This window comes from Pseudomonas sp. ANT_H4, from assembly GCF_008369295.1.
In the GTDB taxonomy this organism is placed as follows: domain Bacteria; phylum Pseudomonadota; class Gammaproteobacteria; order Pseudomonadales; family Pseudomonadaceae; genus Aquipseudomonas.
This window is the reverse complement of record NZ_VOBG01000002.1, coordinates 319,142-343,995: the sequence shown is the minus strand read 5'-3', so window position 1 is coordinate 343,995 and position 24,854 is coordinate 319,142. Positions and strand designations below refer to the sequence as shown.

Sequence of the window (24,854 nt, the reverse complement as noted above, 5' to 3'; positions counted from 1 at the left end):
CTTAAAGAATGAGTGCTGTTTCGACTGACAGGGCAGCCCTGAGCAGGCGTGCGTCTTCGCCGCTGGGCGCGCTGAGCAAGAGGCCGGTGGGCAGGCCCAGTGCATCGCGGCCGCTGGGCAGGGTCACGCCGGGCATGTCCAGCAGGCTGCCGGGCATAGTCAGGCGCAGGGTGGCAAGGTTGGTGCTGACGAACAGTTGATCGTCGGCTTCCAGCGGTGCCAGAGCCGGGGCGACATGGGCCACGGTGGGGGTGATGAGGATGGCGCCGTCGAGTTCGTCGATCAGTTGCTGTTGCAGACGGCGACGAGCGTCATACAGGCCGAGCAACTGACTGGCCGGCAGCGTGCGAGCAGCTTCAAGGCGACGGCGCACGCGGGGGTCGAGTTGAGCTGCGTCAGGGCTGTCGAGCAGCGCTTCGTGGAGGGCGAAGGCCTCAAAGGAGCCGAGCCAGCCTTGGTGCTGGATCAGCTCAAGGGTGGTTTGAAAGGTCTTTGAGGGACGCACGTCCAGCACCGCACCGCTCGCTTGGAGTTGCGCAACACAATGCTGAAGGTTCTCACGCACGCTGTGTTCGACCCCGGAATCCTCCAGCACGCCTTGCTCTATCCAGAAGCGTTGGCCTTTGATGCTGCGTACGTTGCGCGGCTGCTGGTTATCACGACCATTGAGCACGTCGTCGATGACCAGCGCATCACGCACGCTGCGGGTCAACGGGCCGAGGCTGTCGAGGGTATGTGCCAGGGGAAAAACACCGTCGCGGCTGTAGCGCCGGCAACTGCTGCGATACCCCACCAGGCCGTTGAGGGCCGCGGGAATGCGGATCGAGCCGGCGGTGTCGGTGCCCATGGCAATTGGCACGATGCCGGCGGCCACCGCCACTGCGGAACCTGAGGACGAACCACCGGGAATGCGTGGCTGATCGGTGCCGTGAGGGTTGTGGGGCGTGCCGAAATGCGGGTTCAGGCCCAGGCCGGAATAGGCCAGCTCACTGAGATTGGTCTTGCCGACGCTGATCATGCCAGCGCGGCACAACAGGCCCACGCTTGGCGCATCGAGCAGGGCTTCGGGTGCATCACGACGAAATGCAGCACCGGCAGTGGTAACGCTGCCTGCCACATCGAACAGGTCCTTCCAGGCCAACGGCACGCCATCGAACACACTCAACGGCTGCCCAGCGCGCCAGCGGGCGGCCGACGCTTGGGCTTCCCGCAGGGCGCGCTCCGGGGTCAGCGAGATAAATACACCTGGGACTTGGCTCGCCTGATCGAGTGCCTGTTCGAGGGCTTGCACCGGGTCGCTGCGACCGCTGGCGAAGTCCTCGGCCAATGAAGTGGCGTCTGACATAGGAAGGACCCTTTATAAATGTACATATTAATAAAATATACATTTTACAAAGGCAGCTTTCGTGCCAATCTCAGTCACATGGAGATACACAGCGCTTCAGGGGAATCAGGAATATCTCCCAGACATACGGGATAGATGGGTTTAACCCCGCAACAAAAATCCCACAGGCCTGCGGAAACACCCCCAGAGTCAAATAATGTATTATTTATTAATAAGTACATTTTGGTGCAGAAAAGTAACATTCTTACCTGCAAGGCCCCAAAAAAGTGCCACCGACGTGGCGCAGAGTGACAGGCACATCTATGAGAGAATCCGAGGCCACCGACCCGTTTGCTCCAGAGAACCCGATGAAAGCAGTGTCAACCTCGGCTTCCCGTTACGCGATGATCCACCAGGTATTGCGCGACGCCATCGTCAACGGCACCGCCCGCCACGGCCTAGTACTGCTGGAAGCGCCGCTGGCCGAGTTGTTCGGCACCAGTCGCGTCCCGGTGCGCAAGGCCCTGGACCTGCTGCATGAAGAAGGACTGATCTGCCGTTTCGATGGCCGTGGCTACCTGATCAACCCCGATGGCCTGGACATGGAGCCACTGCGCCTGCCCTTGAGCCATGCGCACCTGGGCCTTAACGGTGAGGCCGAACTGATGGACACCCGGCCCCTGGGCGAGCGAATCGTCGAGGAGATCGGTGCGGCTCTGTCCACCTGCATTGCCTTTGGTCATTACCGCCTCGATGAACAAGCCGCGGCCGAACACTACGGTGTCAGCCGCGCGGTGGTGCGTGAAGCACTGATGCGCCTACGAGACCGCGGCCTGGTGGAAAAGGAACCCTATTCCCAATGGCTGGCCGGGCCGCTGACCGCCCGGGAGGTCACCGAAGACTACGAGTTGCGGGCCTGCCTGGAACCCGAAGCCTTGCGCCAGAGCGCGCCGGGCCTTGCTCGCGAGATGCTGGAGGCCATGCTGCAGCGGGTGATCGATGCGCAAAACAGCGACCATTGCAGCCTGGAAGAAATCGAACAACTTGAAGAAGATCTGCACCAGCACTGCCTGGCGGGCCTGCAAAACCGCAAGATCGCCGCGCTGATCCGCCAGGGCCAGAGCCCGATGATCATCAGCCGGATCTTCTACAGCCTGTTGGGTATCGGCGCCGATCCGGCGATGCTGGCCGAGCACCGGCTGATCCTGGAGCTACTGCTGCACGGCGCGTTCGACGCCGCCGCGCTAAACCTGCGCGAGCACCTGCAACGGGCCCGACAGCGGATGTTGCAGCGCTTGAAGGTGTTGTCGGTGCTGCCGGAACAGCCGCTGCCAGGCTACCTCAACAAAATCAGCTGAATGTACCCGATCAAAATGTGTCGCAGCAAATACCATGCAATTTGTTGCTAACAACGCCCCACCATTGAAACCACTGCTGACCTGCCCCATCTAACCTGCATACTTCCCCATGCAGGTGCCCCATGAGCGACCAGCAAGAATTCCCTGATATCGACCTCAACGACTACGCCGATCCGGAAAACGCCGAACACGCCTCCACCAACACCGGCCTGGCCCTGCCTGGGCAAAACCTGCCGGACAAGGTCTACATCATCCCGATCCACAATCGGCCCTTCTTCCCGGCGCAAGTGCTGCCAGTGATCGTCAATGAAGAGCCATGGGCCGAAACCCTGGAGCTGGTGAGCAAATCCGATCACCATTCCCTTGCCCTGTTTTTCATGGACACGCCCCCTGACGATCCGCGGCACTTCGACACCTCCAGCCTGCCGCTGTACGGCACTCTGGTGAAGGTCCACCACGCCAGCCGCGAAAACGGCAAGCTGCAATTCGTCGCCCAGGGCCTGACCCGCGTGAGGATTCGCACCTGGCTCAAGCACCACCGCCCACCGTACCTGGTGGAAGTCGAATACCCACACCAACCGAGCGAGCCGACCGACGAGGTCAAGGCCTATGGCATGGCGCTGATCAACGCGATCAAGGAACTGCTGCCACTCAACCCGCTGTACAGCGAAGAGTTGAAGAACTACCTCAACCGCTTCAGCCCCAACGATCCGTCGCCACTGACCGATTTCGCCGCCGCGTTGACCTCGGCCACCGGTAACGAATTGCAGGAAGTGCTGGACTGCGTGCCCATGCTCAAACGCATGGAAAAAGTCTTGCCAATGCTGCGCAAGGAAGTCGAAGTCGCGCGCCTGCAAAAAGAAATCTCCGCCGAAGTGAACCGCAAGATCGGCGAGCACCAGCGCGAGTTCTTCCTCAAGGAACAGCTCAAGGTCATCCAGCAGGAGCTTGGTCTTACAAAGGATGATCGCAGTGCCGATGTCGAGCAGTTCCAGCAGCGCCTGGAAGGCAAGGTTTTGCCGGCCCAGGCGCAAAAGCGCATCGATGAAGAACTGAACAAATTGTCGATCCTGGAAACCGGCTCGCCGGAGTACGCGGTCACCCGCAACTACCTGGACTGGGCCACCTCGGTGCCGTGGGGCGTGTATGGCAAGGACAAACTCGACCTCAAGCACGCTCGCAAGGTGTTGGATAAACACCACGCTGGCCTGGGCGACATCAAGAGCCGCATCCTCGAATTCCTTGCCGTCGGCGCCTATAAAGGCGAAGTCGCCGGCTCCATCGTGTTGCTGGTTGGGCCGCCGGGCGTGGGCAAGACCAGCGTCGGCAAGTCCATCGCCGAATCACTGGGTCGGCCGTTCTACCGCTTCAGCGTCGGCGGAATGCGTGACGAGGCCGAGATCAAGGGCCATCGCCGCACCTACATCGGCGCCATGCCCGGCAAGCTGGTGCAGGCGCTTAAAGATGTAGAAGTGATGAACCCGGTGATCATGCTCGACGAGATCGACAAGATGGGCCAGAGCTACCAGGGCGATCCGGCCTCGGCCCTGCTGGAAACCCTCGACCCGGAACAGAACGTGGAATTTCTCGACCACTACCTGGACCTGCGCCTGGACCTGTCAAAAGTGCTGTTCGTCTGCACCGCCAACACCCTGGACTCAATCCCTGGCCCGTTGCTGGACCGGATGGAAGTGATTCGCCTGTCGGGCTATATCACCGAAGAAAAAATCGCCATCGCCAAGCGTCACCTGTGGCCCAAGCAGCTGGCAAAAGCCGGTGTGGCGAAGACCAGCCTGTCCATCAGCGACGGCGCCCTGCGTGCAGTGATCGATGGCTACGCCCGGGAAGCCGGAGTGCGCCAGTTGGAGAAACAGCTGGGCAAACTGGTGCGCAAGGCGGTGGTCAAGCTGCTGGATGAGCCCACGTTAGTGATCAAGATCGGCAACAAGGATCTGGAAACCTCGCTGGGCATGCCGGTGTTCCGCAACGAGCAAGTGCTGTCGGGCACCGGTGTGATCACCGGCCTGGCCTGGACCAGCATGGGCGGCGCCACCTTGCCGATCGAGGCGACGCGCATTCATACCCTCAATCGCGGTTTCAAACTCACCGGGCAACTGGGTGACGTAATGAAGGAATCCGCCGAGATCGCCTACAGCTACATCAGCGCCAACCTCAAGTCGTTTGGTGGTGATCCGAAGTTTTTTGACGAGGCTTTCGTCCATCTTCACGTACCGGAAGGCGCAACGCCCAAAGACGGCCCGAGCGCCGGAGTGACCATGGCCAGTGCGCTGCTGTCCCTTGCCCGCAACCAGCCGCCGAAAAAAGGCGTGGCCATGACTGGCGAGTTGACGCTCACCGGGCATGTGCTGCCGATTGGCGGGGTTCGGGAAAAGGTGATTGCAGCGCGACGCCAGAAGATTCACGAGCTGATCTTGCCGGAGCCCAATCGCGGCAGTTTTGAAGAGTTGCCGGAGTACCTGAAGGAAGGCATGACGGTGCACTTCGCCAAGCGGTTTGCGGACGTGGCGAAGGTGTTGTTCTAAGTAACCCGTAGCAGCTGTCGAGCTCCAGCGAGGCTGCGTTGGCAGCACCACCGACTCCGAGCCAGGCACGACACCGCGTCGCGCCTGACGCAGCCTCGCTGGGGCTCGACAGCTGCTACAGGAAAGCGACCTGTCGGACCTCCCTCTTGTCACACCTTGTCTCATCTTCGGTTATGCTCGCCCTTCGTCGTGAATGAATGGAGCCCCCATGACCGCTGCCCGTCTGCTGCTTCCCCTGAGCCTTGCCTTGCTCGCCGCGTGCGCCAGTGCACCGAAGCAAAACGTCACTTTGGAAAAACAGAGCGCCTGCCCGCTCCAACTCAAAACCGGGCAAACCCTGATTCTCACCTTACCCAGCAACCCCACCACCGGTTACCGCTGGGCCATCCAGGATTCGGCTGGCGGCGTGCTGCGCAGCCTCAGTCCCGAGGTCTACAGCAACCCCGAAAACGCCGGAGTGGTGGGCGCAGCCGGGCAATCCACATGGCGCTTCCAGGCCGTTGCCGCAGGCGAAGGCCGTTTACGCCTGACCTCCCAGCAACCCTGGGCCCCGGAAGTAAACCCGGTGGAGACCTTCGACTGCGCCATTACGGTGAACTGATATGCCTTGGCTGATTCTCGCGCTGATGGGTGCCGCCACTTTCATGTACGGCCTGAACACCCACGCCACCCTGCTCTGTCTGTTGGTCAAACCCTTGCCGGTGCTGGCGCTGCTGGGCTGGCTGCATGACGCGCCGCCCAGCGACTATCGACGCTGGATCAGCCTGGGCCTGATTTTTTCCCTGGTGGGTGATGTGCTGCTGGCGTGGCCCGGCGACCTGTTCATCTTTGGCCTCGGCGCCTTCCTGTTCGCCCACCTGGCGTATTTGAAAGCCTACTTAAGCGATTGCCGCCGCCCGGCACTGTTGCCGTTGGTGTTGGCGCTGGTAGTGGGCGCGATCTTGCTGAGTATTCTGATTTCCCATGGCCTGGGGCCATTGCTGGTGCCTGTGGTGATTTACGCCTTGGTAATCAGCGCCATGCTCTGGCGGGCGCTGGCACGCTTGGGCAGCGACGTGCCCAAGCGCTCGGCGCAACTGGCGGCGGTGGGCGCGGCGGCGTTTGTGTTTTCTGACACGCTGATCGGGATCAATCGCTTTGTGGTGACGTTTGAGGCAGCGCCGTATTTGCTGATCATCAGCTACTGGCTAGGGCAGTGGGGAATTACCGCCTCCGCCTTTCATCAGAAACAACCCGCCCCCCTGTAGGAGCGAGCTTGCTCGCGAAGAACGCAGCAGCACCGCGTTAATCCAGATTCCCGCGTTATCGTTGGCGTTTTTCGCGAGCAAGCTCGCTCCTACAGGGGCAGTGGGGAATTACCGCGTCGGCGTTCCATCAGACAACCCGCGCATCCCAAAGCCAACTTGGCTAAAATGCCCGCTTTTCCCCCTTCGTCGCCGGAACAGCCGTGAGCAAAGAACCCGATCGTCTATTCGCCCAGCCCTTGCCCCAAGTGCCGGACTTCGCCTTCAACGAAGACGTGGTGCGGGTGTTCCCGGACATGATCAAGCGTTCGGTGCCCGGTTACCCGACCATTGTCGAGAACCTTGGCGTGCTGGCAGCGCAGTTCGCCCAGCCGGGTAGCGTGCTCTACGACCTGGGCTCGTCCCTCGGCGCGGTGACCCAGGCGCTGCGCCGACACGTACGCACGGACGGTTGCCGGGTAATCGCTGTGGATAACTCTGCGGCGATGGTCGAACGGTGCCGGGAATACCTCAACGGCCAGGACTCGATGTTCCAGGAACTGCTGCCGGTGGAGGTGATCGAGGGCGATATCCTCGCACTGCAATTCCAGCCGGCTTCGGTGGTGGCGCTGAATTTCACCCTGCAATTTATCGCCCCCGAAGAGCGCCTGGCATTGCTCGGGCGAATTCGTCAGTCATTGCTGCCCGGTGGTGCGCTGATCCTCTCGGAAAAGCTGCGTTTCAACGACCTTGAAGAACACGCACTGCTGACCGACCTGCACATCGCCTTCAAACGCGCCAACGGCTACAGCGAACTGGAAATCGCCCAGAAGCGCAGCGCCATCGAAAACATCATGAAGCCCGACAGCCTCGAAGAACACCGCGAACGCCTGCTGGCCGCCGGGTTCTCGAAAGTCGTGCCGTGGTTCCAGTGTCTTAACTTTGCCTCGTTGATTGCCCTGCCATGATTGATCTGTCTCCCCTCGCCCGCCACCTAGTCGGCACTCCCCTGGCTGTATGGGCCCAAGGCCTGCAAGCGCAACTCGATAGCAAGATGGAAAAGGGTCATGGCGACCTGGAGCGCTGGCAAGGTGCGCTGGATGCGTTGCCGAAGATCATGCCCAGCGAAATTGACCTGCTGAACGGCCTGATCCTCGACACTGATTGCGACGACGAAACCCGCGTACAAATGCGTACCGCGTTGATGGGCCTATGCCCGTGGCGCAAAGGGCCTTTCGACCTGTTTGGCGTGCATGTCGACACCGAATGGCGCTCGGACTGGAAGTGGTCACGAGTGGCCCCGCACCTGGACCTCAAGGGCAAGCGCATCCTCGATGTCGGTTGCGGCAACGGCTATTACATGTGGCGCATGCTGGGTGCCGGAGCCGACAGCGTGATTGGCGTCGACCCGAACTGGCTGTTCTTCTGCCAGTTCCAGGCGGTGCAGCGTTACCTGTGCGCGCCGAATGCCTGGCACTTGCCGTTTCCCTTCGAAGACCTGCCGCCGAACATGGAAGGCTTCGACACAGTATTTTCCATGGGTGTGTTTTACCACCGTCGTTCACCCATCGAGCATTTGCTGGCGCTCAAGGACTGCCTGGTCAAGGGCGGCGAGTTGGTGCTGGAAACCCTGGTGATTGAAGGCGATCAGCAGCAAGTGTTGGTGCCGGAAGACCGTTATGCGCAGATGCGCAACGTGTGGTTCCTGCCGTCGGTGCCGGCGCTGATGCTGTGGCTGCGCCGTGCTGGCTTCAGTGATGTGCGCTGTGTGGATGTGAGCGTAACCACAGTCGAGGAACAACGTGGCACGCAGTGGATGAAGTTTCAGTCCCTGAGCGACTTCCTCGACCCCGAAGATCACAGCAAGACTATCGAAGGGCTGCCGGCGCCGATGCGCGCCGTTATCGTCGCCCGCAAGTAATCTCCCCCCGTAGCAGCTGTCGAGCCGGGGCGAGGCTGCGTGGCGAGTACCGCGCATTAATGGGTGCTGCCGACGCAGCCTCGCTGGCGCTCGGCAGCTGCTACGAGAATATAACGATCAACCGGGGGGGTTGGCTCTTCGCGCCTTGAAGAACTCACTCAACACCGTCCCGCATTCCTCAGCCAGCACCCCGCCTTCAAACAGCACCCGATGATTGAGAAAACCCTGGGTAAAGAACTGCCCCTGGCTTTGCACGATCCCGGCTTTTGGCTCCAGCGCACCGTACACCACCCGCGCAATACGCGAATGGACGATCAAGCCGGCGCACATGCTGCACGGTTCCAGCGTCACGTAGAGGGTGCTGCCCGGCAGGCGGTAATTGCTCGCCGCCTGGGCAGCCGCGCGGATGGCGACCATCTCGGCATGCGCACTGGGGTCGTTGCCACTGATAGGGCAGTTGAAGCCTCGGCCAATGATTTCACCGTCCTGCACCAACACCGCGCCCACCGGCACTTCGCCGAGCGCCGCGCCTTGGGCGGCGAGGGTCAGCGCTTCGCGCATGAAGTCCTGGTCGCGGCTACGATCAATAATCGCCATTGGGCGAATCTGGCGCATCACGCCACCTCGATGGCGGCCATCAGGCCGGTTTCCATGTGGTCGATCACATGGCAGTGGAACATCCACACACCAGGGTTATCCGCCACCAGGGCCACGCGGGCGCGTTCGTTCTTGCCCAGCAGGTAGGTGTCGGTGAAGTACGGGATGACCTTGTGCCGGTTCGAGGCGATGACCTTGAAACTCATGCCGTGCAAGTGGATCGGGTGTTGGTACTGGGTCATATTCTTCAATTCGAAAATGTAGCTCTTGCCCTTTTCAAGCTTGGCAATCGGGCGGTCGGCGCAGGTCTTGTCGGTGATATCCCAGGCCTGCCCGTTGATCTGCCACAGGCTTGGCGGCTTATTGTCGACATTCACCGACACCGAACCCACCCATTCGAAATTGAAGTTGAGTTTCTCGGCATTGGCCAGGTCCGGCTCGGCAATCGGGTTTGCCGGCAGCGCGGGCGGCCACTCGGTGGGCGCGTCAGTGTTGACCACCGAACGGAACGTGCCAAGGCGCACCGGGCCGTTACGGATCGACAATTCTTCTCCAGCAGCCGGTGCCTTGATTGCCAGACAAATGCGCATGCCCGGCCCCAGCCAGTATTCCTTGCCCAAGGGCCGGGGCTCGATGGGGTTGCCGTCCAGCGCATAGATCTGCGCTTCAACTCCGGGGATGTTGAGGCGATAGGTCAGGGTATTGTCGAGGTTGAGCAGCCGCACACGGGTGATCTGCCCGGCCGGGAGGTCGATCACTGCCTGGGACACACCATTGATGGTCGACAAGCGCCCAGCGGTGCCACCACGGGCTGCTTCACGGGGAATGCTGAAGACAACAAAGGCGCCCTCTTCGTCCACGTGCCAGCTTTTCAGGCTCAGGGTGCATTCGTGCTTGAAACCGGTGGGCTCGCGCTCTTCGATGATCAGCGGGCCCACCAGGCCACGGCCCAGCTCTTCACTGCTGTTCACATGGGGGTGATACCAGTAGCTGCCGGCGTCGGGCACGCGAAATTTGTAATCGAAATACTCGCCCGGCAACACCGGCAGTTGCGAAACGTAGGGCACGCCATCCATTTCCAGCGGCAGGCGAATGCCGTGCCAGTGGATGGTGGTAGCAACCGGCAGGTGGTTGATAAAGCGCACCCGCAGCCATTCGCCCTGACGCACCCGCAACTCGGTGCCCGGCGCCGATGGGCCAAAGGCCCAGGCTTGGGTCTTGTGCCCGGGTACCAATTCCACATCCAGGGGTGCTGCGATCAGCTCGTAATCGTGACCCGCCTCGGCGTCTGCCATTTTCCCCAGCCAGTAGCGGTAGGCGCCACCGGCACCGACGCCAACCACTGCACAACCTGCAAGACCACCGAGGATTTGTCGACGGGAAAAGGATAGGGACACAACAACCTCACGTATCTACCGCGGGTCCGAGACCCGCAAAGGGCAAATACGATACACCCGCAAATGCGAAACAGTAAGGGCGCGGGTTGCCGCAGTGGCGTTTTCAGGCCTTGGCAGCAGCCAGAATCAGGGCTTTCATCTCGGCGACCGCGCCTTTGAAACCGACGAACAGCGCGTGGGCCACCAGGGCATGGCCGATGTTCAGCTCGTTGATGCCCTTGATCGCAGCCACCGCTTCGACGTTGTGGTAGTGCAGGCCATGGCCAGCGTTAACGATCAGGCCTTGGGCAAGACCACAGGCCACGCCGTCGACGATGCGCTGCAACTCATCGGCGACTTCGGTCGGCGTAGTGGCGTCGGCGTAACGGCCAGTGTGCAGCTCAATGGCCGGGGCGCCGACGCGTTTAGAGGCCTCGATCTGCCGCTCATCAGCGTCGATGAACAACGAGACTTCACAACCGATCGTCGCCAGGCGCTCAACCGCCGCCTTGATCCGTGCTTCCTGGCCGGCAACGTCCAGGCCGCCTTCGGTGGTCAATTCCTGACGGGTTTCCGGGACCAGGCAGATATGCGCCGGACGAATACGCTCAGCGAACACCATCATTGCTTCGGTGACGCCCATTTCGAAGTTCATGCGGGTTTGCAGCACGTCCTTGAGCAGCAGCACGTCGCGCTCCTGGATGTGCCGGCGGTCTTCGCGCAGGTGCACGGTGATGCCGTCGGCGCCCGCTTCCTCGGCATCCAGCGCGGCCTTGACCGGATCAGGGTAACGGGTGCCCCGTGCCTGGCGCAGGGTGGCTACGTGGTCGATGTTCACGCCGAGAAGAATGCGATTGCTGGTGGTCACGAAAAGCGCTCCTGAAGAGGGAAGGAATCGCTGCACAGCATACACGGGGATGTCAGGGCTTTCGAAACAACTCGCGACTGACCAGCGGCCGACCACCCAAGTGCACGGCCAGGGCCTGGCGCATCAGACGCTTGGCGGCAGACAGGGCGCCGGGAGCGGTCCAGTCGGCCTCGGCCATGGCCAGCAGCTCAGTGCCCTGAAAAAGGCCGGGTTGCAGCAGGTAGACCCGTTCTAGACCCGCGTCCACCTGCAGGCGATACATACCGTCGGCGGCGATGGGGTCGCCGTGCAGGTCCTGGCTCAGTTCGAAGCCGTAGCCCAAGTCGTCCAGCAGGCGCCACTCGAAAGCCCGCAGCAACGGCTCCAGGGGGCGGCCTTCGGCCAGGGCCAGTAAGGTGGCGGCGTAGTGATCGAAAACGGCGGGGTGCGGGTCTTCAGCGGGCAGTAGGCGAATCAGCAGTTCGTTGAGGTAGAGGCCGCTGAACAGCGCTTCGCCATTGAGCCAGTTGGAAGCCCCGGCGCTTTCCATGCGGCCGACGTTTTTCAGCTCGCCGCGTCCGCGAAACTCCACTTCCAGGGCCACGAATGGTCGCGCCAGCGTCCCCGCCTTGCCCCGCGCACTGCGCAACACCGCCCGCAGGCGACCTTGTGGCGTGAGGAAGTCCACCAACGCGCTGTTTTCACGGTAGGCACGGCTGTGCAAGACGTAAGCGGGCTGGCCGGTGGGTGGGGATTGAGACATGGGGGCTCGCTGAGGGAACACGGTCTTCAAAGCGATGGGCATCACTGTAGGAGCGAGCTTGCTCGCGAAGAACCTGAGAACGACACGCCTATTCAGAAAGAACGCGTCATCGTTAACGTTTTTCGCGAGCAAGCTCGCTCCTACAGGGGGAAGCAGCGTATTACAGGTCGCCGTAACCCAGGGAGCGCAATGCCCGCTCATCATCGGACCAACCACCCTTAACCTTGACCCACAGGTTGAGCATGATCTTGGAATCAAACAGCAATTCCATGTCCTTGCGCGCTTCGGTGCCAATGCGCTTGATGCGCTCGCCCTTGTCGCCAATGATGATTTTCTTCTGGCCGTCACGTTCGACGAGGATCAGCGCGTGGATATGCAGGGTCTTGCCCTGCTGCTTGAACTCTTCGATTTCCACGGTGATCTGGTACGGCAGCTCGGCGCCCATCTGGCGCATGATTTTCTCGCGCACAAGTTCTGCGGCGAGGAAACGGCTGCTGCGGTCGGTGATCTGGTCTTCCGGGAAGAAGTGCTCGTTCTCCGGCAGATACCCGGCAATCACCCGCTCCAGGGCTTCGAGATTGTGCCCATGCTGGGCCGAGATCGGCATGATCTGGGCGTTCGGCAGTTGTTCCTGCAGCCAGCTCAGGTGCGGCATCAGCTCGGCCTTGTCTTCGATACGGTCGGTCTTGTTCAACGCGACGATCAAGGGGCCGGTGACGTACTGCACGCGCTCGAGGACCATCTGGTCTTCGTCGGTCCACTTGGTGCGGTCGACCACGAAGATCACCACGTCGACGTCTTTCAACGCCGCCGAAGCGGTCTTGTTCATGTAGCGGTTGAGGGCTTTCTCGCCGCCTTTGTGCATGCCCGGGGTATCAACATAGACCGCCTGGATGTTGCCTTCGGTCTTGATTCCCAGCATGTTGTGGCGGGTGGTCTGGGGCTTGCGCGAAGTGATCGCCAGCTTTTGCCCGAGGATGTGGTTCAGCAACGTGGACTTGCCCACGTTGGGGCGGCCGACGATGGCAACATAGCCACAGCGAGTTGCGGTTGAATCAGTCATGGCCATTCTCCACGCCCAGGGCTATCAGTGCTGCGGCGGCCGCTACCTGTTCGGCAATACGACGACTCACACCCTGACCTCGGCTTTTTTCATTCAGTAAGGTGATTTCACATTCGACGAAGAAAACTCGGCAATGAGGCTCACCCTGGATATCCACCACTTCGTAACGTGGCAGCTCACACCCGCGCGACTGCAGGAACTCTTGCAGGCGGGTCTTGGGATCTTTGTTGGTGTCCACCAGCGTCAGGCTGTCGAACTCCGAGGTCAGCCAGGCCAGTACCCGCTCGCGGGCCATGTCCATGCCTGCATCGAGGTAGATCGCCCCGATCAGCGCTTCAAGGGCGTCGGCCAGAATCGACTCGCGACGGAAACCGCCGCTTTTCAACTCGCCGGAGCCTAGGCGCAAGTATTCGCCCAGATCGAAACCCCGGGCCAGCACGGCCAGGGTTTCGCCTTTCACCAGGCGCGCGCGCAGGCGCGACAACTGGCCTTCACGGGCCAGAGGGAAGCGAACAAACAGGGCTTCACCGGCAACAAAGTTAAGGATGGCATCACCGAGGAATTCCAGGCGCTCGTTGTTACGCCCGGCAAAACTGCGGTGTGTCAGGGCAAGGACCATCAATTCCTGGTCCTTGAAGGTGTAACCGAGCTGACGCTCGAGACTGCTTAAAGAAACGCTCACGGTTTACCCACATTCAGTTCGTGGCCGAACTTCACCACTTGAAGGGCGAGGCACCGGCGGCCATCGACGATTAACGCTGTGTTCAAATTTACATCCTGGCTATTGTTGTGTGCAGCACCGCGTAGGTGCTGCACAGGACCGGACGATTTGTCCAAGGCCCAGAAAAGCATTCGGCGCTGTGTTCACAGCGCCGCATGGATTACTTGATCAGCCCCACCCGCGAGAAGTTCGGCAGGTGGCTGAGCTTGGGTTCCGGCCAACTCATCCAGACCGCAAAGGCCTTGCCGACGATATTCTGGTCGGGGACCATGCCCAGCAGCTCCTTGGGAATGTTCGGATCGTCCCAGTAGCGGCTGTCATTGGAGTTGTCACGATTGTCGCCCATCATGAAGTAATGCCCTGCAGGCACTGTCCATTGATTGTCGGGCGGGGAACGGTAGCGGCTCATTTCCTTGCGGATCTCGTGCTCTACCACTCCGAGTTTTTCCTGGTACAGCTCGGCGCTGCCCAAGGTGTTCGGTTCGGAACCGATCAGTTTTTCCGCCACCGACTCGCCGTTGACGAACAGGCGCTTGTCGCTGGTGTAGCGAATCACATCACCCGGCAGGCCCACCACACGCTTGATGTAGTTGACGTTCGGGTCGCTTGGGTAGCGGAACACCATCACATCGCCGCGTTGCGGATCACCGATCTCGATCACTTTCTTGTCGAGCACCGGCAAGCGAATCCCGTAGGAAAACTTGTTCACCAGGATGAAGTCACCCACATCCAGGGTCGGCTTCATCGATCCCGAAGGAATCTGAAACGGCTCCACCAGAAACGAACGCAACACCAGCACGATGAACAATACCGGGAAGAACGACTTGCCGTATTCAACCAGCAGCGGCTCTTTGTTGAGTTTCTCGATGACCACGCCATCGGGCTGGCTGACGCTGCCCTGATAGGACGCGATAGCCGCCCGCCGACGCGGGGCGAAGAAAAGCAGATCGAGCAACGCCAATAGACCGCAAACGGCAACGGCGATGACCAGCAACAGCGGGAAATTTAGTGACATAGGACCTAACTATCCAACCTGAGCACCGCAAGGAAGGCTTCTTGTGGAATTTCCACGTTGCCCACTTGCTTCATGCGTTTTTTACCGGCCTTTTGCTTTTCAAGCAGCTTGCGCTTGCGGCTGACGTCGCCGCCATAGCATTTGGCCAGTACGTTTTTTCTGAGAGCTTTGACGGAGGTCCGTGCAATGATCTGCCCGCCAATGGCGGCCTGGATCGCGACATCGAACATCTGGCGCGGAATCAGTTCTTTCATCTTCTCGGTCAACTGGCGACCTTTGTAGTGCGCGTTTTCCTTGTGCACGATCAGCGCCAGGGCATCGACCTTGTCACCATTGATCAGCACGTCCAGCTTCACCAGATTAGCTGATTGATAACGATCGAAATGGTAATCCAGCGAAGCATAGCCGCGACTGGTGGATTTGAGACGGTCGAAGAAGTCCAGGACCACTTCGTTCATCGGCAAATCGTAGGTCACTTGCACCTGGGTACCGAGGAACAGCATGTCGTGCTGCACGCCACGCTTTTCGATACACAGGGTAATAACGTTGCCCAGGTGTTCCTGCGGCACAAGAATATTCACCCTCACGATCGGTTCGCGCATGTCTTCGATGGCAGACAGATCCGGGAGCTTGGACGGGTTATCAACGTAAATCGTTTCACCGGTTTTGAGCAACAGCTCAAAAATAACCGTTGGCGCCGTGGTAATCAGGTCCAGGTCGTACTCGCGCTCCAGGCGCTCCTGGATGATTTCCATGTGCAGCATGCCGAGGAAGCCGCAACGGAAGCCAAAGCCCAGGGCATCGGAGCTTTCCGGGGTGTACTGCAACGACGAGTCGTTGAGGGTCAGCTTTTGCAGCGCTTCGCGAAAGTCTTCGAAGTCGTCGGAGCTGACCGGAAACAGGCCGGCGTAGACCTGCGGCTGGATGCGTTTGAAGCCCGGCAGCACGTCGACATCAGGGGTGGAGCTCAAGGTCAGGGTGTCGCCGACCGGCGCACCGTGGATGTCCTTGATGCCGGCGATGATGAAGCCTACTTCACCAGCTTTCAGATCAACGGTCGCGGTGTGTTTCGGGTTGAATACACCAACGCTGTCCACCAGGTGGATCTTGCCGGTGGATTTGACCAGGATCTTGTCGCCCTTCTTCACACGGCCGTGGCGCACGCGTACCAAGGAAACAACGCCCAGGTAGTTGTCGAACCAGGAGTCGATGATCAACGCTTGCAGCGGATCTTCGTAGTTGCCGGTAGGAGCGGGAATGGTGTGAACCAGGCGTTCGAGCACTTCGTCGACGCCCTGGCCGGTCTTGGCGCTGCACTCGACGGCATCGGTGGCATCGATACCGATGATCTTCTCGATTTCTTCTTTCACGCGGTCTGGATCGGCCTGTGGCAGGTCGATCTTGTTCAGCACCGGCATGACTTCCAGTCCTTGTTCGATGGCGGTGTAGCAGTTGGCCACGGACTGGGCTTCCACGCCCTGCCCCGCGTCTACAACCAGCAACGCGCCTTCACAGGCCGCCAGCGACCGGCTGACTTCGTAGGTGAAGTCAACGTGGCCTGGGGTGTCAATGAAGTTCAGTTGGTACTTGATGCCATCGCGGGCGGTGTAATACAGAGTAACGCTGTGGGCCTTGATGGTGATCCCGCGCTCGCGTTCGAGGTCCATGGAGTCCAGTACCTGGGCTTCCATTTCACGCTCGGCAAGGCCGCCGCACATCTGGATGAATCGATCGGCCAGCGTCGACTTACCATGGTCAATGTGGGCGATGATGGAGAAATTGCGGATATGACTCAAATCACTCACGGATCAACACTCAAAAAGGCTGCAGGCAGACTGCCCGCTGAAAAATAGCCGGGAATTGTACCTGATGCCCGGGCGTGACGTCACCAACAGTGACCAAGAACAAAAATGCCCCGATCTCGCAATCGGGGCATTTTTTTGTTCATAAGCGCAGGATCAACCGGCTCGGCGTAACAGCCAGAACCCGGCCAAGGCGCAGATAGTGGTCGGCACCAGCACCGCGAATAACGGTGAGAAACCGAAAACCAGGCTCGACGGCCCCAGCAAATCCTGGGCGATACGGAAGGTAAAGCCCACCAGTACGCCTGTGAATACACGCTGACCGAGGGTTACCGAACGCAGCGGGCCGAAGATAAAGGAGATCGCCATCAGCACCAGGGCGGCCGTCACTACCGGTTGCAATACCTTGACCCAGAACGCCAGCCAGTAGCGGCCGTTGTTCAGGCCCTGATCCTTGAGGTAGTGGATATAGCCCCACAAACCGGTGATCGGCAGGCTTTCCGGGATCATGATCACGGTATTGAGCAGTTGCGGGCTCAAGGCAATGTCCCAACGCTCTGTCGGCACATTGATCACTTCAGTGCTGGCCTGGGTGCCCATGCCAACATTACGAAAGTAAGTGGTGGTCACGTCGGTCAACTGCCAGTGATCCTGGCCGAACTGTGCGCGCTTGGCAAAGCTGGACGACAACATGTGCCGTTCTTTATCAAAGTGATAACGGGTGACACCAATCAGCAAGCCGCCAGGCTGTACGGCGTTGATGTGGATAAATTCATCACCCTGGCGGTGCCAGAGGCCGTGCCTGGAGCTCTGGGCATCACCCGAGCCCTGGGCCAGGGCGCGATTGGCCTGACCCAGCGCTTCAGCAGGTGGCGCCACATACTCACCGACCAGGACGCTGGCCAGCACCAACACCAGCATCGGCTTCATGACCGCCCAGACGATGCGACCGATGGAAACACCCGCCGCGCGCATGATGGTCAGCTCGCTGTTGCTGGCCAGGCTACCGAGGCCGATCAGGCAACCGATCAGCGCGGCCATCGGCATCATGTCGTAGAGACGACGAGGCGCCGTCAGCGCCACATAGCTCAGCACGTCAGTCACAGTGTAGGTGTCGCTGACACTGCCGACTTCGTCGATAAAGGCAAACAACGACGCCAGGCCCAGAATAATCCCCAGTACCGCGAGGATTGCGATCAGTACGCTGCTACCTATGTAGCGGTCGAGCTTAACCACGAGCCAACTCCTTCATGCTGCGGCGACTCGCCATCTTCAACCGCAACGGTTCCCAATAAAGCAGCAACAGCCCAATCGCCAGGAAGATTCCGTGAACCCACCACAAGCCCAGGGTCGGCGACAGCTTGCCTTTCTCCAGGGAGCCACGGGCGGAAATCAGGATCGTCAGGTAAGCCATGTACAGCAAGATCGCCGGCAACAGCTTGAGGAAGCGCCCTTGGCGCGGATTGACGCGCGACAGCGGCACGGCCATCAGGGTCACGATAAACACCAGTAGCGGCAACGACAGGCGCCATTGAAGCTCGGCGGTGGCCCGCAGCTCCTTATTGCCGATCAGGTCGAGGGTCGGGATGGCGTCGCGGTCGGTGACTTCGCTGCTGATATCCGGCTTGGCCAGCATCACGCCGTAGGTGTCGTACTTAATGGCGCGATAAGTCGCCTGGCCAGGGTTACCGTCGTAGCGATAGCCGTTTTCCAGAATCAAGTAGCGACTGCCGTCTGGGCGCACTTCCTGGCGGCCCGAGTCAGCTACCAGCACAGAAATACCACGGTCTTTCTTGTCCTGGCTCAGGCGCTTCTCGGAAATGAATACGCCACCCAGGTTCGCGCGATCGTCGCTCAACGTCTCGGTATAGGTCACCCGAGTACCATCGTTGAGCGCCTGGAAGCGACCCGGTACCAAGGTGTCGAACTCGGTCATGGCGTCCTGTTTATTGAGCAGCAACTGGAACTGCATGGCGCCCTGGGGGGCCAGGCTCAGGCTCAGCCAGGCCACCACCAAAGCGACGCCGGTGGCCGGGACCATGGTCATGGCCAGCAGACGCTGCTGGCTCATGCCGGTGGCCGAGAGCACGGTCATCTCGCTTTCCAGATACAGCCGGCCATAGGCCAGCAGAATCCCGAGAAACAGGCCCAACGGCAAAATCAGCTGCAGGAAACCCGGCAAGCGAAAGCCCATGATCAGGAACAGCGAGCCCGGATCAAGGGCGCCCGAGGCAGCCTGGGCCAGGTATTTAACGAAGCGACCACTCATGATGATGACCAGCAATACCGCGCTTACGGCACTCAGGGTCAACATGACTTCGCGGGACAGATAACGGAAGACGATCAAACCAGACACTCCAGGGTTGTCAGGCTAAGGCGGCCAAACAAGCAAGTATAACGAGTCGACCCATTGGCACGGGCCGGCTAAAAAGATGACGCATTATCATGGGATTGTCCGCGCCTGTCACTGCACATGCTCAAGCAGGCGCACAAAGCTGCCGGCAAGGGTTGTCAGGCGAAGACCGCGAGGTTCAAACTGCGGCCTTTGTCGCAGGCGGCCTACAGGCCGCCAAGCTTATAAGCCGGAGTACAGACTCCAGGCTCACTGACCTTTATAAGGGACCCGAAAATGGAACTGGTTGTAAAAAGCGTTAGCCCCGAAACGTTGAAAACCGCCACCCTCGTGGTCGCCGTCGGCGAAGGCCGCAAGCTTGGCGCTGCCGGCAAACAACTGGACGAACTGAGCGGTGGCGCCATCAGCGCCGTGCTCAAGCGCGGCGACCTGGCCGGCAAGGTCGGCCAGTGTCTGTTGCTGCAGAGCCTGCCTAACCTCAAAGCCGACCGCGTATTGCTGGTGGGCGTGGGCAAGGACGCCGAACTGGGCGACCGTCCGTTCCGCAAGATCATCAGCGCCATTCTCAATACCCTCAAGGGCCTGGGCGGCAGCGATGCAGCACTGGCACTGGACGAAATCGTGGTCAAGGGCCGCGACAGCTACGGCAAGACCCGTCTGCTGGCAGAAACCCTGTTGGACGGCGAATACGTCTTCGATCAGTTCAAGAGCCAGAAAACCGAACCCCGTGCCCTGAAGAAAGTCACCCTGCTGACCATCAAGGCCGCCCAGGCGGAAGTTGAACGCGCCGTGACCCACGCCCAGGCCATCGCCGGCGGCATGGCGTTTACCCGTGACCTGGGTAACCTGCCACCGAACATCTGCCACCCAACCTTCCTCGGCGAACAAGCCAAGGCGCTGGGCAAGGAATTCAAGGGCCTGAAAGTCGAAGTCCTCGATGAGAAGAAGATCAAGGAACTGGGCATGGGCTCGTTCTACGCCGTGGGCCAGGGCAGCGACCAGCCGCCACGCCTGATCGTGATGCAATACAACGGCGGCAAGAAATCCGAGAAGCCGTACGCCCTGGTGGGTAAAGGCATCACCTTCGACACCGGTGGCATCAGCCTCAAGCCTGGCCTGGGCATGGACGAGATGAAGTACGACATGGGCGGCGCCGCCAGTGTCTTCGGTACCCTGCGCGCCGTGCTCGAACTCAAGCTGCCGATCAACCTGGTGTGCATCCTGGCCTGCGCCGAGAACATGCCAAGCGGCGGCGCAGCGCGTCCGGGCGACATCGTCACCACCTTGAGCGGCCAGACCGTGGAAATCCTCAACACCGACGCCGAAGGCCGCCTGGTGCTGTGCGACGCCCTGACCTACGCCGAACGCTTCAAGCCACAAGCGGTGATCGACATCGCCACCCTGACCGGTGCGTGCATCGTTGCCCTGGGCTCCCACACTTCGGGCCTGCTGGGCAATAGCGACGAATTGATCGAGCAACTGCTCAGCGCCGGCAAGCAAGCCGACGACCGCGCCTGGCAGTTGCCGCTGTTCGATGAGTACCAGGAGCAGCTGGACAGCCCGTTCGCCGACATCGCCAACATCGGCGGCCCAAAAGCCGGCACCATCACGGCAGCCTGCTTCCTGTCGCGCTTTGCCAAGAACTTCAACTGGGCCCACCTGGACATCGCGGGCACGGCCTGGACAAGCGGTGGCAAGGACAAGGGCGCCACTGGCCGTCCGGTGCCCCTGCTGACCCAATACCTGCTGGATCGCGCCAAGGCCTAAGCCCTGGAGAGCGAGTTTGCTCCGGGCGGCCCTCCGACGAAGATCGTCAACGATGACGCGGGCATTCTGAATGCACGCGGCGCCCTCAGGCTTTTCGCGAGCAAGCTCGCTCCTACAATTCCCGGGTCGGCTCCATACTAGCCGGCCAGGGTTCAGGAACCGCAATGACCCAAGTCGACTTCTATATCCTGCCCAGCGCCGATCCTTCGGCACGCCTGGACTTTGCCTGCAAACTCACCGAAAAAGCCTGGCGCATGGGCCACCGCATTTACCTGCATTGCATCGATGCCGCCCAGCGTGATGACCTTGACGCCCGCCTGTGGCGCTTCAAGGGCGAAAGCTTCGTGCCTCATGGGCCCGCCGAATCAGAGCCCGATGGCCTGGTAGTACTTGGCTTGGGAGATAGCTGCGGCGATCATCATGACCTGTTGGTCAACCTGGACCTGAAAGTACCGGCCTTCGCCAAGGGTTTCGCCCGTGTGGCAGAAGTGGTGGTGGAAGACCCAGCTATTCGTCAGGCCGCGCGGGAGAGTTTCCGTTTCTACCGCGAACAGGGCTATTCTCTGCAAGATCACCGGTTACAGCGACTCTGAGCACACGATGGACACTCCAAACCCGCTAAAAACGTCTGACCATCTGCTGGATGACCTTGAGTCGATCCGCCAGTTGCTCGGTGAAGACAATCTGCAGCCGCCGCTTTTGACTGATGCCGTCACTGGCGACGTACAAATTCCCCTGTTGCTCGATATGGTCGGTGGCAAACCTGTCGCGCCAGAGCCTGTCGAAACGCCTGCTGTACAAGCGGTACCCGAACCTGCTGCCGAAAAAACGCCCGACGCCCTTCTGCTGCACCTGGACAACGAACTGCGCGCCGCGGCGCAGTTGATCATGCAGGACGTGATCGACGACTTCGCCCCGCATATCGAAACCGAGATCAAGCGTCGGCTGGATGCGCGAATGGAGCGGTTGCTCAGCCAGTATCAAAATTAAGCAGTTCCCCTGGAGCGAGCTTGCTCCTGCGGCGTTCCGACGAAGGTCGTGAACGATAACGCGGGCGTTCAGAATGAACGCGCCGCCCTCAGGTTTTTTGTGAGCAAGCTCGCTCCTACCCCTCTCCCCTATCCCCCGTTATACTTGTCGGCTTTCCTGAATAAATGCCAACTAGGGTCCCGCCGCGCATGGATAAGACCTACCAGCCGCACGCTATTGAAACTTCCTGGTACAAGACCTGGGAGTCCGAGAACTATTTCGCTCCGCAAGGCGCGGGCGATGCCTACACCATCATGATTCCGCCACCGAACGTCACTGGCAGCCTGCACATGGGCCATGGCTTCAACAATGCGATCATGGATGCGTTGATCCGCTTCCGCCGCATGCAGGGCCGCAACACCCTGTGGCAACCGGGCACCGACCACGCCGGCATCGCCACCCAGATGCTGGTGGAACGCCAACTGGAAGCCGCAGGCCAGAGCCGTCACGACCTGGGCCGCGAAAAATTCCTGGAAAAAATATGGGAATGGAAAGATCAATCCGGCGGCAACATCAGCCGTCAAATTCGTCGCTTGGGTTCGTCCGTCGACTGGAGCCGCGAGCGCTTCACCATGGACGACGGCCTGTCGGAATCTGTGAAAGAAGCCTTCGTGCGCCTGCATGAAGACGGCCTGATCTACCGCGGCAAGCGCCTGGTCAACTGGGACACCAAGCTGCACACGGCGATTTCCGACCTTGAAGTGGAAAACCACGACGAGAAAGGTTTCCTGTGGAACCTCAAGTATCCGCTGGCCGACGGCGCCAAGACCGCCGAAGGCAACGACTACCTGATCGTCGCTACCACTCGTCCGGAAACCATGCTCGGCGACGCCGCCGTGGCCGTGAACCCGCAAGACGAACGTTATAAAGCACTGATCGGCAAGTTCATCGACCTGCCTTTGGTTGGCCGTCGCATCCCGATCATTGCTGACGACTACTGCGACCCAGAATTCGGCACCGGCTGTGTGAAAATCACCCCGGCCCACGATTTCAACGATTATGAAGTCGGCAAGCGCCACAACCTGCCGCTGCTGAACATCTTCGACAAAAACGCCGCTGTACTACCGGCCTGTCAGGTGTTCAACCTCGACGGCAAACTAAACGAAAGCATCGACGGCAAGATCCCGGCCCAATACGCCGGCCTCGACCGTTTTGAAGCGCGCAAGCAGATAGTTGCAGCTTTCGACGCAGCGGGCCTGCTGGTCAGCGTCGACGACCACGGCCTGAAAGTGCCGAAAGGCGACCGCTCCGGCACCATCATCGAGCCTTGGCTGACCGACCAGTGGTATGTCTCCACCAAGCCTCTGGCTGAACCCGCGATTGCGGCAGTGGAAGACGGCCGTATTGTGTTCGTGCCTAAACAGTACGAAAACATGTACTTCTCGTGGATGCGTGACATCCAGGATTGGTGCATCAGCCGCCAGCTGTGGTGGGGCCACCGCATTCCGGCCTGGTACGACGAGTCGGGCAAGGTCTACGTTGGCCGCGACGAAGCCGAAGTGCGGGCCAAGCACAACCTCGGCCCGGACATTGCGCTGCAACAGGACAACGACGTACTGGACACATGGTTCAGTTCGGGCTTGTGGACCTTCTCCACCCTGGGCTGGCCGCAGCAGACCGAGTTCCTGAAAAAATTCCACTCCACCGACGTGCTGGTTACCGGCTTCGACATCATTTTCTTCTGGGTCGCCCGGATGATCATGCTCACCATGCACCTAGTGAAGAACGAAGACGGCACGCCGCAAGTACCGTTCAAGACCGTGTACGTCCACGGCCTGGTACGCGATGGCCAGGGCCAGAAGATGTCCAAGTCCAAGGGCAACGTCCTTGACCCACTGGACATCATCGACGGCATCGACCTGGAAACCCTGGTGCAAAAACGCACCTCGGGCCTGATGCAGCCAAAACTGGCGAAAAAGATCGAAAAGCAGACCCGCGACGAGTTCGCCGACGGCATTGCCAGCTACGGCACCGACGCTCTGCGCTTTACCTTCTGCTCGCTGGCGTCCACCGGTCGCGACATCAAGTTCGACATGGGCCGCGTCGAAGGCTATCGCAACTTCTGCAACAAGATCTGGAACGCCGCCCGCTACGTACTGGATAAAGGCGAAGACTGTGGACAGAACGGCGAAGAAGTCGAGCTGTCCCTGGCGGATCGCTGGATCATCTCCCAGCTGCAGCGCACCGAAGCCGAAGTGACCCGCCAACTCGACCAGTTCCGCTTCGACCTGGCCGCCCAGGCCTTGTACGAGTTCATCTGGAACCAGTATTGCGACTGGTACCTGGAGCTGTCCAAGCCAGTGCTGTGGGACGAGAACGCGCCAATCGAACGTCAGCGTGGCACCCGTCGCACCCTGGTGCGCGTTCTGGAAGTGGCACTGCGCCTGGCCCATCCGTTCATGCCGTTCATCACCGAGGAAATCTGGCAGCGCCTGGCGCCGCTGGCTGGCATCGAAGGCAAGACCATCATGCTGCAACCTTGGCCGGTGGCCAACGAAGCGCGCATTGATCAGGCGGCTGAAGACGATATCGAATGGCTCAAGGCGCTGATGCTCGGCACCCGCAACATTCGCGCCGAGATGAACATTGGTCCTGGCAAGCCGCTGACCTTGTTCCTGAAGAACGTCAGTGCCGAAGATCAGCGTCGCCTCACCGAGAACGATGCACTGATCAAGAAGCTGGCCAAGCTGGAATCGATCACCGTATTAGCGGCTGGCGTCGAAGCACCGCTGTCGGCTACCGCACTGGTAGGCGAGATGGAAGTGCTGGTGCCCATGGCCGGCCTGATCGACAAAGCGGCTGAGCTGGCGCGCCTGGACAAGGAAATCCTGCGTCTGCAAGGCGAAGTGCAGCGGGTTGGCGGCAAGTTGTCCAATGCTGCCTTCGTTGATAAGGCTCCGGCGGAAGTCATCGACAAGGAACGCGCCAAGCTGGCCGAAGCCGAACAGGCGTTGGGCAAGTTGGCGGAACAACATGCGCGGATTTCCAGCCTGTAAGGTGGAGCCCGTGTAAAAAAGAGACCTTCGGGTCTCTTTTTTTTGGCCCGGCAGAACACCGATATTTCCTGTTGAAAACCCGATCAATGTGGGAGCTGGCTCCCACATTTGACCGAAATCGACTCTGGAATGTGTGACAATACCCGCCACTCTTGA

The 24,854-nt window shown here is 60.3% G+C and carries 21 protein-coding genes; 10 read left to right on the top strand and 11 right to left on the bottom strand.

Annotated elements, in window-relative coordinates:
- Position 1: 1 nt before the first annotated feature.
- Entirely contained in the window at positions 2-1,345 is a 1,344-nt protein-coding gene (locus FQ182_RS04225; protein WP_149411002.1) for an amidase, read from the bottom strand.
- 347 nt (positions 1,346-1,692) lie between these two features.
- On the opposite strand from FQ182_RS04225, the gene FQ182_RS04220 reads away from it, so the two are divergent.
- The 6 genes from FQ182_RS04220 to cmoB all read left to right on the top strand — a co-directional run bounded on the left by FQ182_RS04220 (position 1,693) and on the right by cmoB (position 8,369).
- On the top strand, positions 1,693-2,682 hold the full coding sequence (locus FQ182_RS04220) for a GntR family transcriptional regulator (RefSeq protein ID WP_149411062.1): 990 nt from the start codon (positions 1,693-1,695) through the stop codon (positions 2,680-2,682).
- A 122-nt stretch (positions 2,683-2,804) separates the two neighbouring features.
- Positions 2,805-5,225, top strand: a complete 2,421-nt coding sequence (gene lon, locus FQ182_RS04215) for an endopeptidase La (RefSeq protein ID WP_149411001.1) — start codon at positions 2,805-2,807, stop codon at positions 5,223-5,225.
- Positions 5,226-5,433: 208 nt separating this feature from the next.
- Positions 5,434-5,826: a protease inhibitor I42 family protein gene (locus tag FQ182_RS04210; RefSeq protein ID WP_149411000.1), complete on the top strand. Its 393-nt coding sequence runs from the start codon at positions 5,434-5,436 to the stop codon at positions 5,824-5,826.
- Between the two features lies 1 nt (position 5,827).
- Complete coding sequence (locus tag FQ182_RS04205) at positions 5,828-6,472, top strand: lysoplasmalogenase (RefSeq protein WP_149410999.1); 645 nt, start codon at positions 5,828-5,830, stop codon at positions 6,470-6,472.
- A 200-nt stretch (positions 6,473-6,672) separates the two neighbouring features.
- The gene (gene cmoA, locus FQ182_RS04195; RefSeq protein WP_149410998.1) at positions 6,673-7,416 is read left to right on the top strand and encodes a carboxy-S-adenosyl-L-methionine synthase CmoA; all 744 of its coding nucleotides are present in this window, start codon (positions 6,673-6,675) and stop codon (positions 7,414-7,416) included.
- Entirely contained in the window at positions 7,413-8,369 is a 957-nt protein-coding gene (gene cmoB, locus FQ182_RS04190) for a tRNA 5-methoxyuridine(34)/uridine 5-oxyacetic acid(34) synthase CmoB (RefSeq protein ID WP_149410997.1), read from the top strand. The genes cmoA and cmoB overlap by 4 nt, the downstream gene beginning before the upstream one ends.
- Positions 8,370-8,486: 117 nt before the next feature.
- Here cmoB and tadA read toward each other — a convergent pair whose 3' ends face one another.
- From tadA to lptF, 10 genes are all read right to left on the bottom strand, one after another.
- Positions 8,487-8,984, bottom strand: a complete 498-nt coding sequence (gene tadA, locus FQ182_RS04185; protein WP_149410996.1) for a tRNA adenosine(34) deaminase TadA — start codon at positions 8,982-8,984, stop codon at positions 8,487-8,489.
- Positions 8,984-10,363: a multicopper oxidase family protein gene (locus FQ182_RS04180; protein WP_149410995.1), complete on the bottom strand. Its 1,380-nt coding sequence runs from the start codon at positions 10,361-10,363 to the stop codon at positions 8,984-8,986. The genes tadA and FQ182_RS04180 overlap by 1 nt, the downstream gene beginning before the upstream one ends.
- A gap of 103 nt (positions 10,364-10,466) precedes the next feature.
- Complete coding sequence (gene pdxJ / locus FQ182_RS04175) at positions 10,467-11,210, bottom strand: pyridoxine 5'-phosphate synthase (protein WP_149410994.1); 744 nt, start codon at positions 11,208-11,210, stop codon at positions 10,467-10,469.
- 52 nt (positions 11,211-11,262) lie between these two features.
- Complete coding sequence (gene recO, locus FQ182_RS04170; protein WP_149410993.1) at positions 11,263-11,952, bottom strand: DNA repair protein RecO; 690 nt, start codon at positions 11,950-11,952, stop codon at positions 11,263-11,265.
- 160 nt (positions 11,953-12,112) lie between these two features.
- Entirely contained in the window at positions 12,113-13,015 is a 903-nt protein-coding gene (gene era / locus FQ182_RS04165; protein WP_133099750.1) for a GTPase Era, read from the bottom strand.
- Positions 13,008-13,697 (bottom strand): ribonuclease III, encoded by a 690-nt coding sequence (gene rnc / locus FQ182_RS04160; protein ID WP_149410992.1) that lies wholly within the window; start codon positions 13,695-13,697, stop codon positions 13,008-13,010. Before rnc ends, era begins: the two co-directional genes overlap by 8 nt.
- Before the next feature lie 199 nt (positions 13,698-13,896).
- Positions 13,897-14,751 (bottom strand): signal peptidase I, encoded by an 855-nt coding sequence (gene lepB, locus FQ182_RS04155; protein WP_149410991.1) that lies wholly within the window; start codon positions 14,749-14,751, stop codon positions 13,897-13,899.
- 5 nt (positions 14,752-14,756) lie between these two features.
- On the bottom strand, positions 14,757-16,556 hold the full coding sequence (gene lepA, locus FQ182_RS04150) for a translation elongation factor 4 (RefSeq protein WP_149410990.1): 1,800 nt from the start codon (positions 16,554-16,556) through the stop codon (positions 14,757-14,759).
- A gap of 153 nt (positions 16,557-16,709) precedes the next feature.
- Entirely contained in the window at positions 16,710-17,789 is a 1,080-nt protein-coding gene (lptG, locus tag FQ182_RS04145; RefSeq protein ID WP_149410989.1) for an LPS export ABC transporter permease LptG, read from the bottom strand.
- The gene (lptF, locus tag FQ182_RS04140; protein ID WP_149410988.1) at positions 17,782-18,900 is read right to left on the bottom strand and encodes an LPS export ABC transporter permease LptF; all 1,119 of its coding nucleotides are present in this window, start codon (positions 18,898-18,900) and stop codon (positions 17,782-17,784) included. The genes lptG and lptF overlap by 8 nt, the downstream gene beginning before the upstream one ends.
- Before the next feature lie 282 nt (positions 18,901-19,182).
- Between lptF and FQ182_RS04135 the strand changes: the two genes are divergently transcribed.
- From FQ182_RS04135 to FQ182_RS04120, 4 genes are all read left to right on the top strand, one after another.
- A complete protein-coding gene (locus FQ182_RS04135) occupies positions 19,183-20,673 on the top strand; it encodes a leucyl aminopeptidase (protein ID WP_149410987.1) in 1,491 nt (496 codons plus the stop codon).
- Between the two features lie 164 nt (positions 20,674-20,837).
- Positions 20,838-21,266: a DNA polymerase III subunit chi gene (locus FQ182_RS04130; RefSeq protein ID WP_149410986.1), complete on the top strand. Its 429-nt coding sequence runs from the start codon at positions 20,838-20,840 to the stop codon at positions 21,264-21,266.
- A 7-nt stretch (positions 21,267-21,273) separates the two neighbouring features.
- A complete protein-coding gene (locus FQ182_RS04125; protein WP_149410985.1) occupies positions 21,274-21,663 on the top strand; it encodes a DNA polymerase III subunit chi in 390 nt (129 codons plus the stop codon).
- Between the two features lie 188 nt (positions 21,664-21,851).
- Positions 21,852-24,698, top strand: coding sequence for a valine--tRNA ligase (locus FQ182_RS04120; RefSeq protein ID WP_149410984.1), 2,847 nt, complete (start codon positions 21,852-21,854; stop codon positions 24,696-24,698).
- Positions 24,699-24,854: the final 156 nt, after the last annotated feature.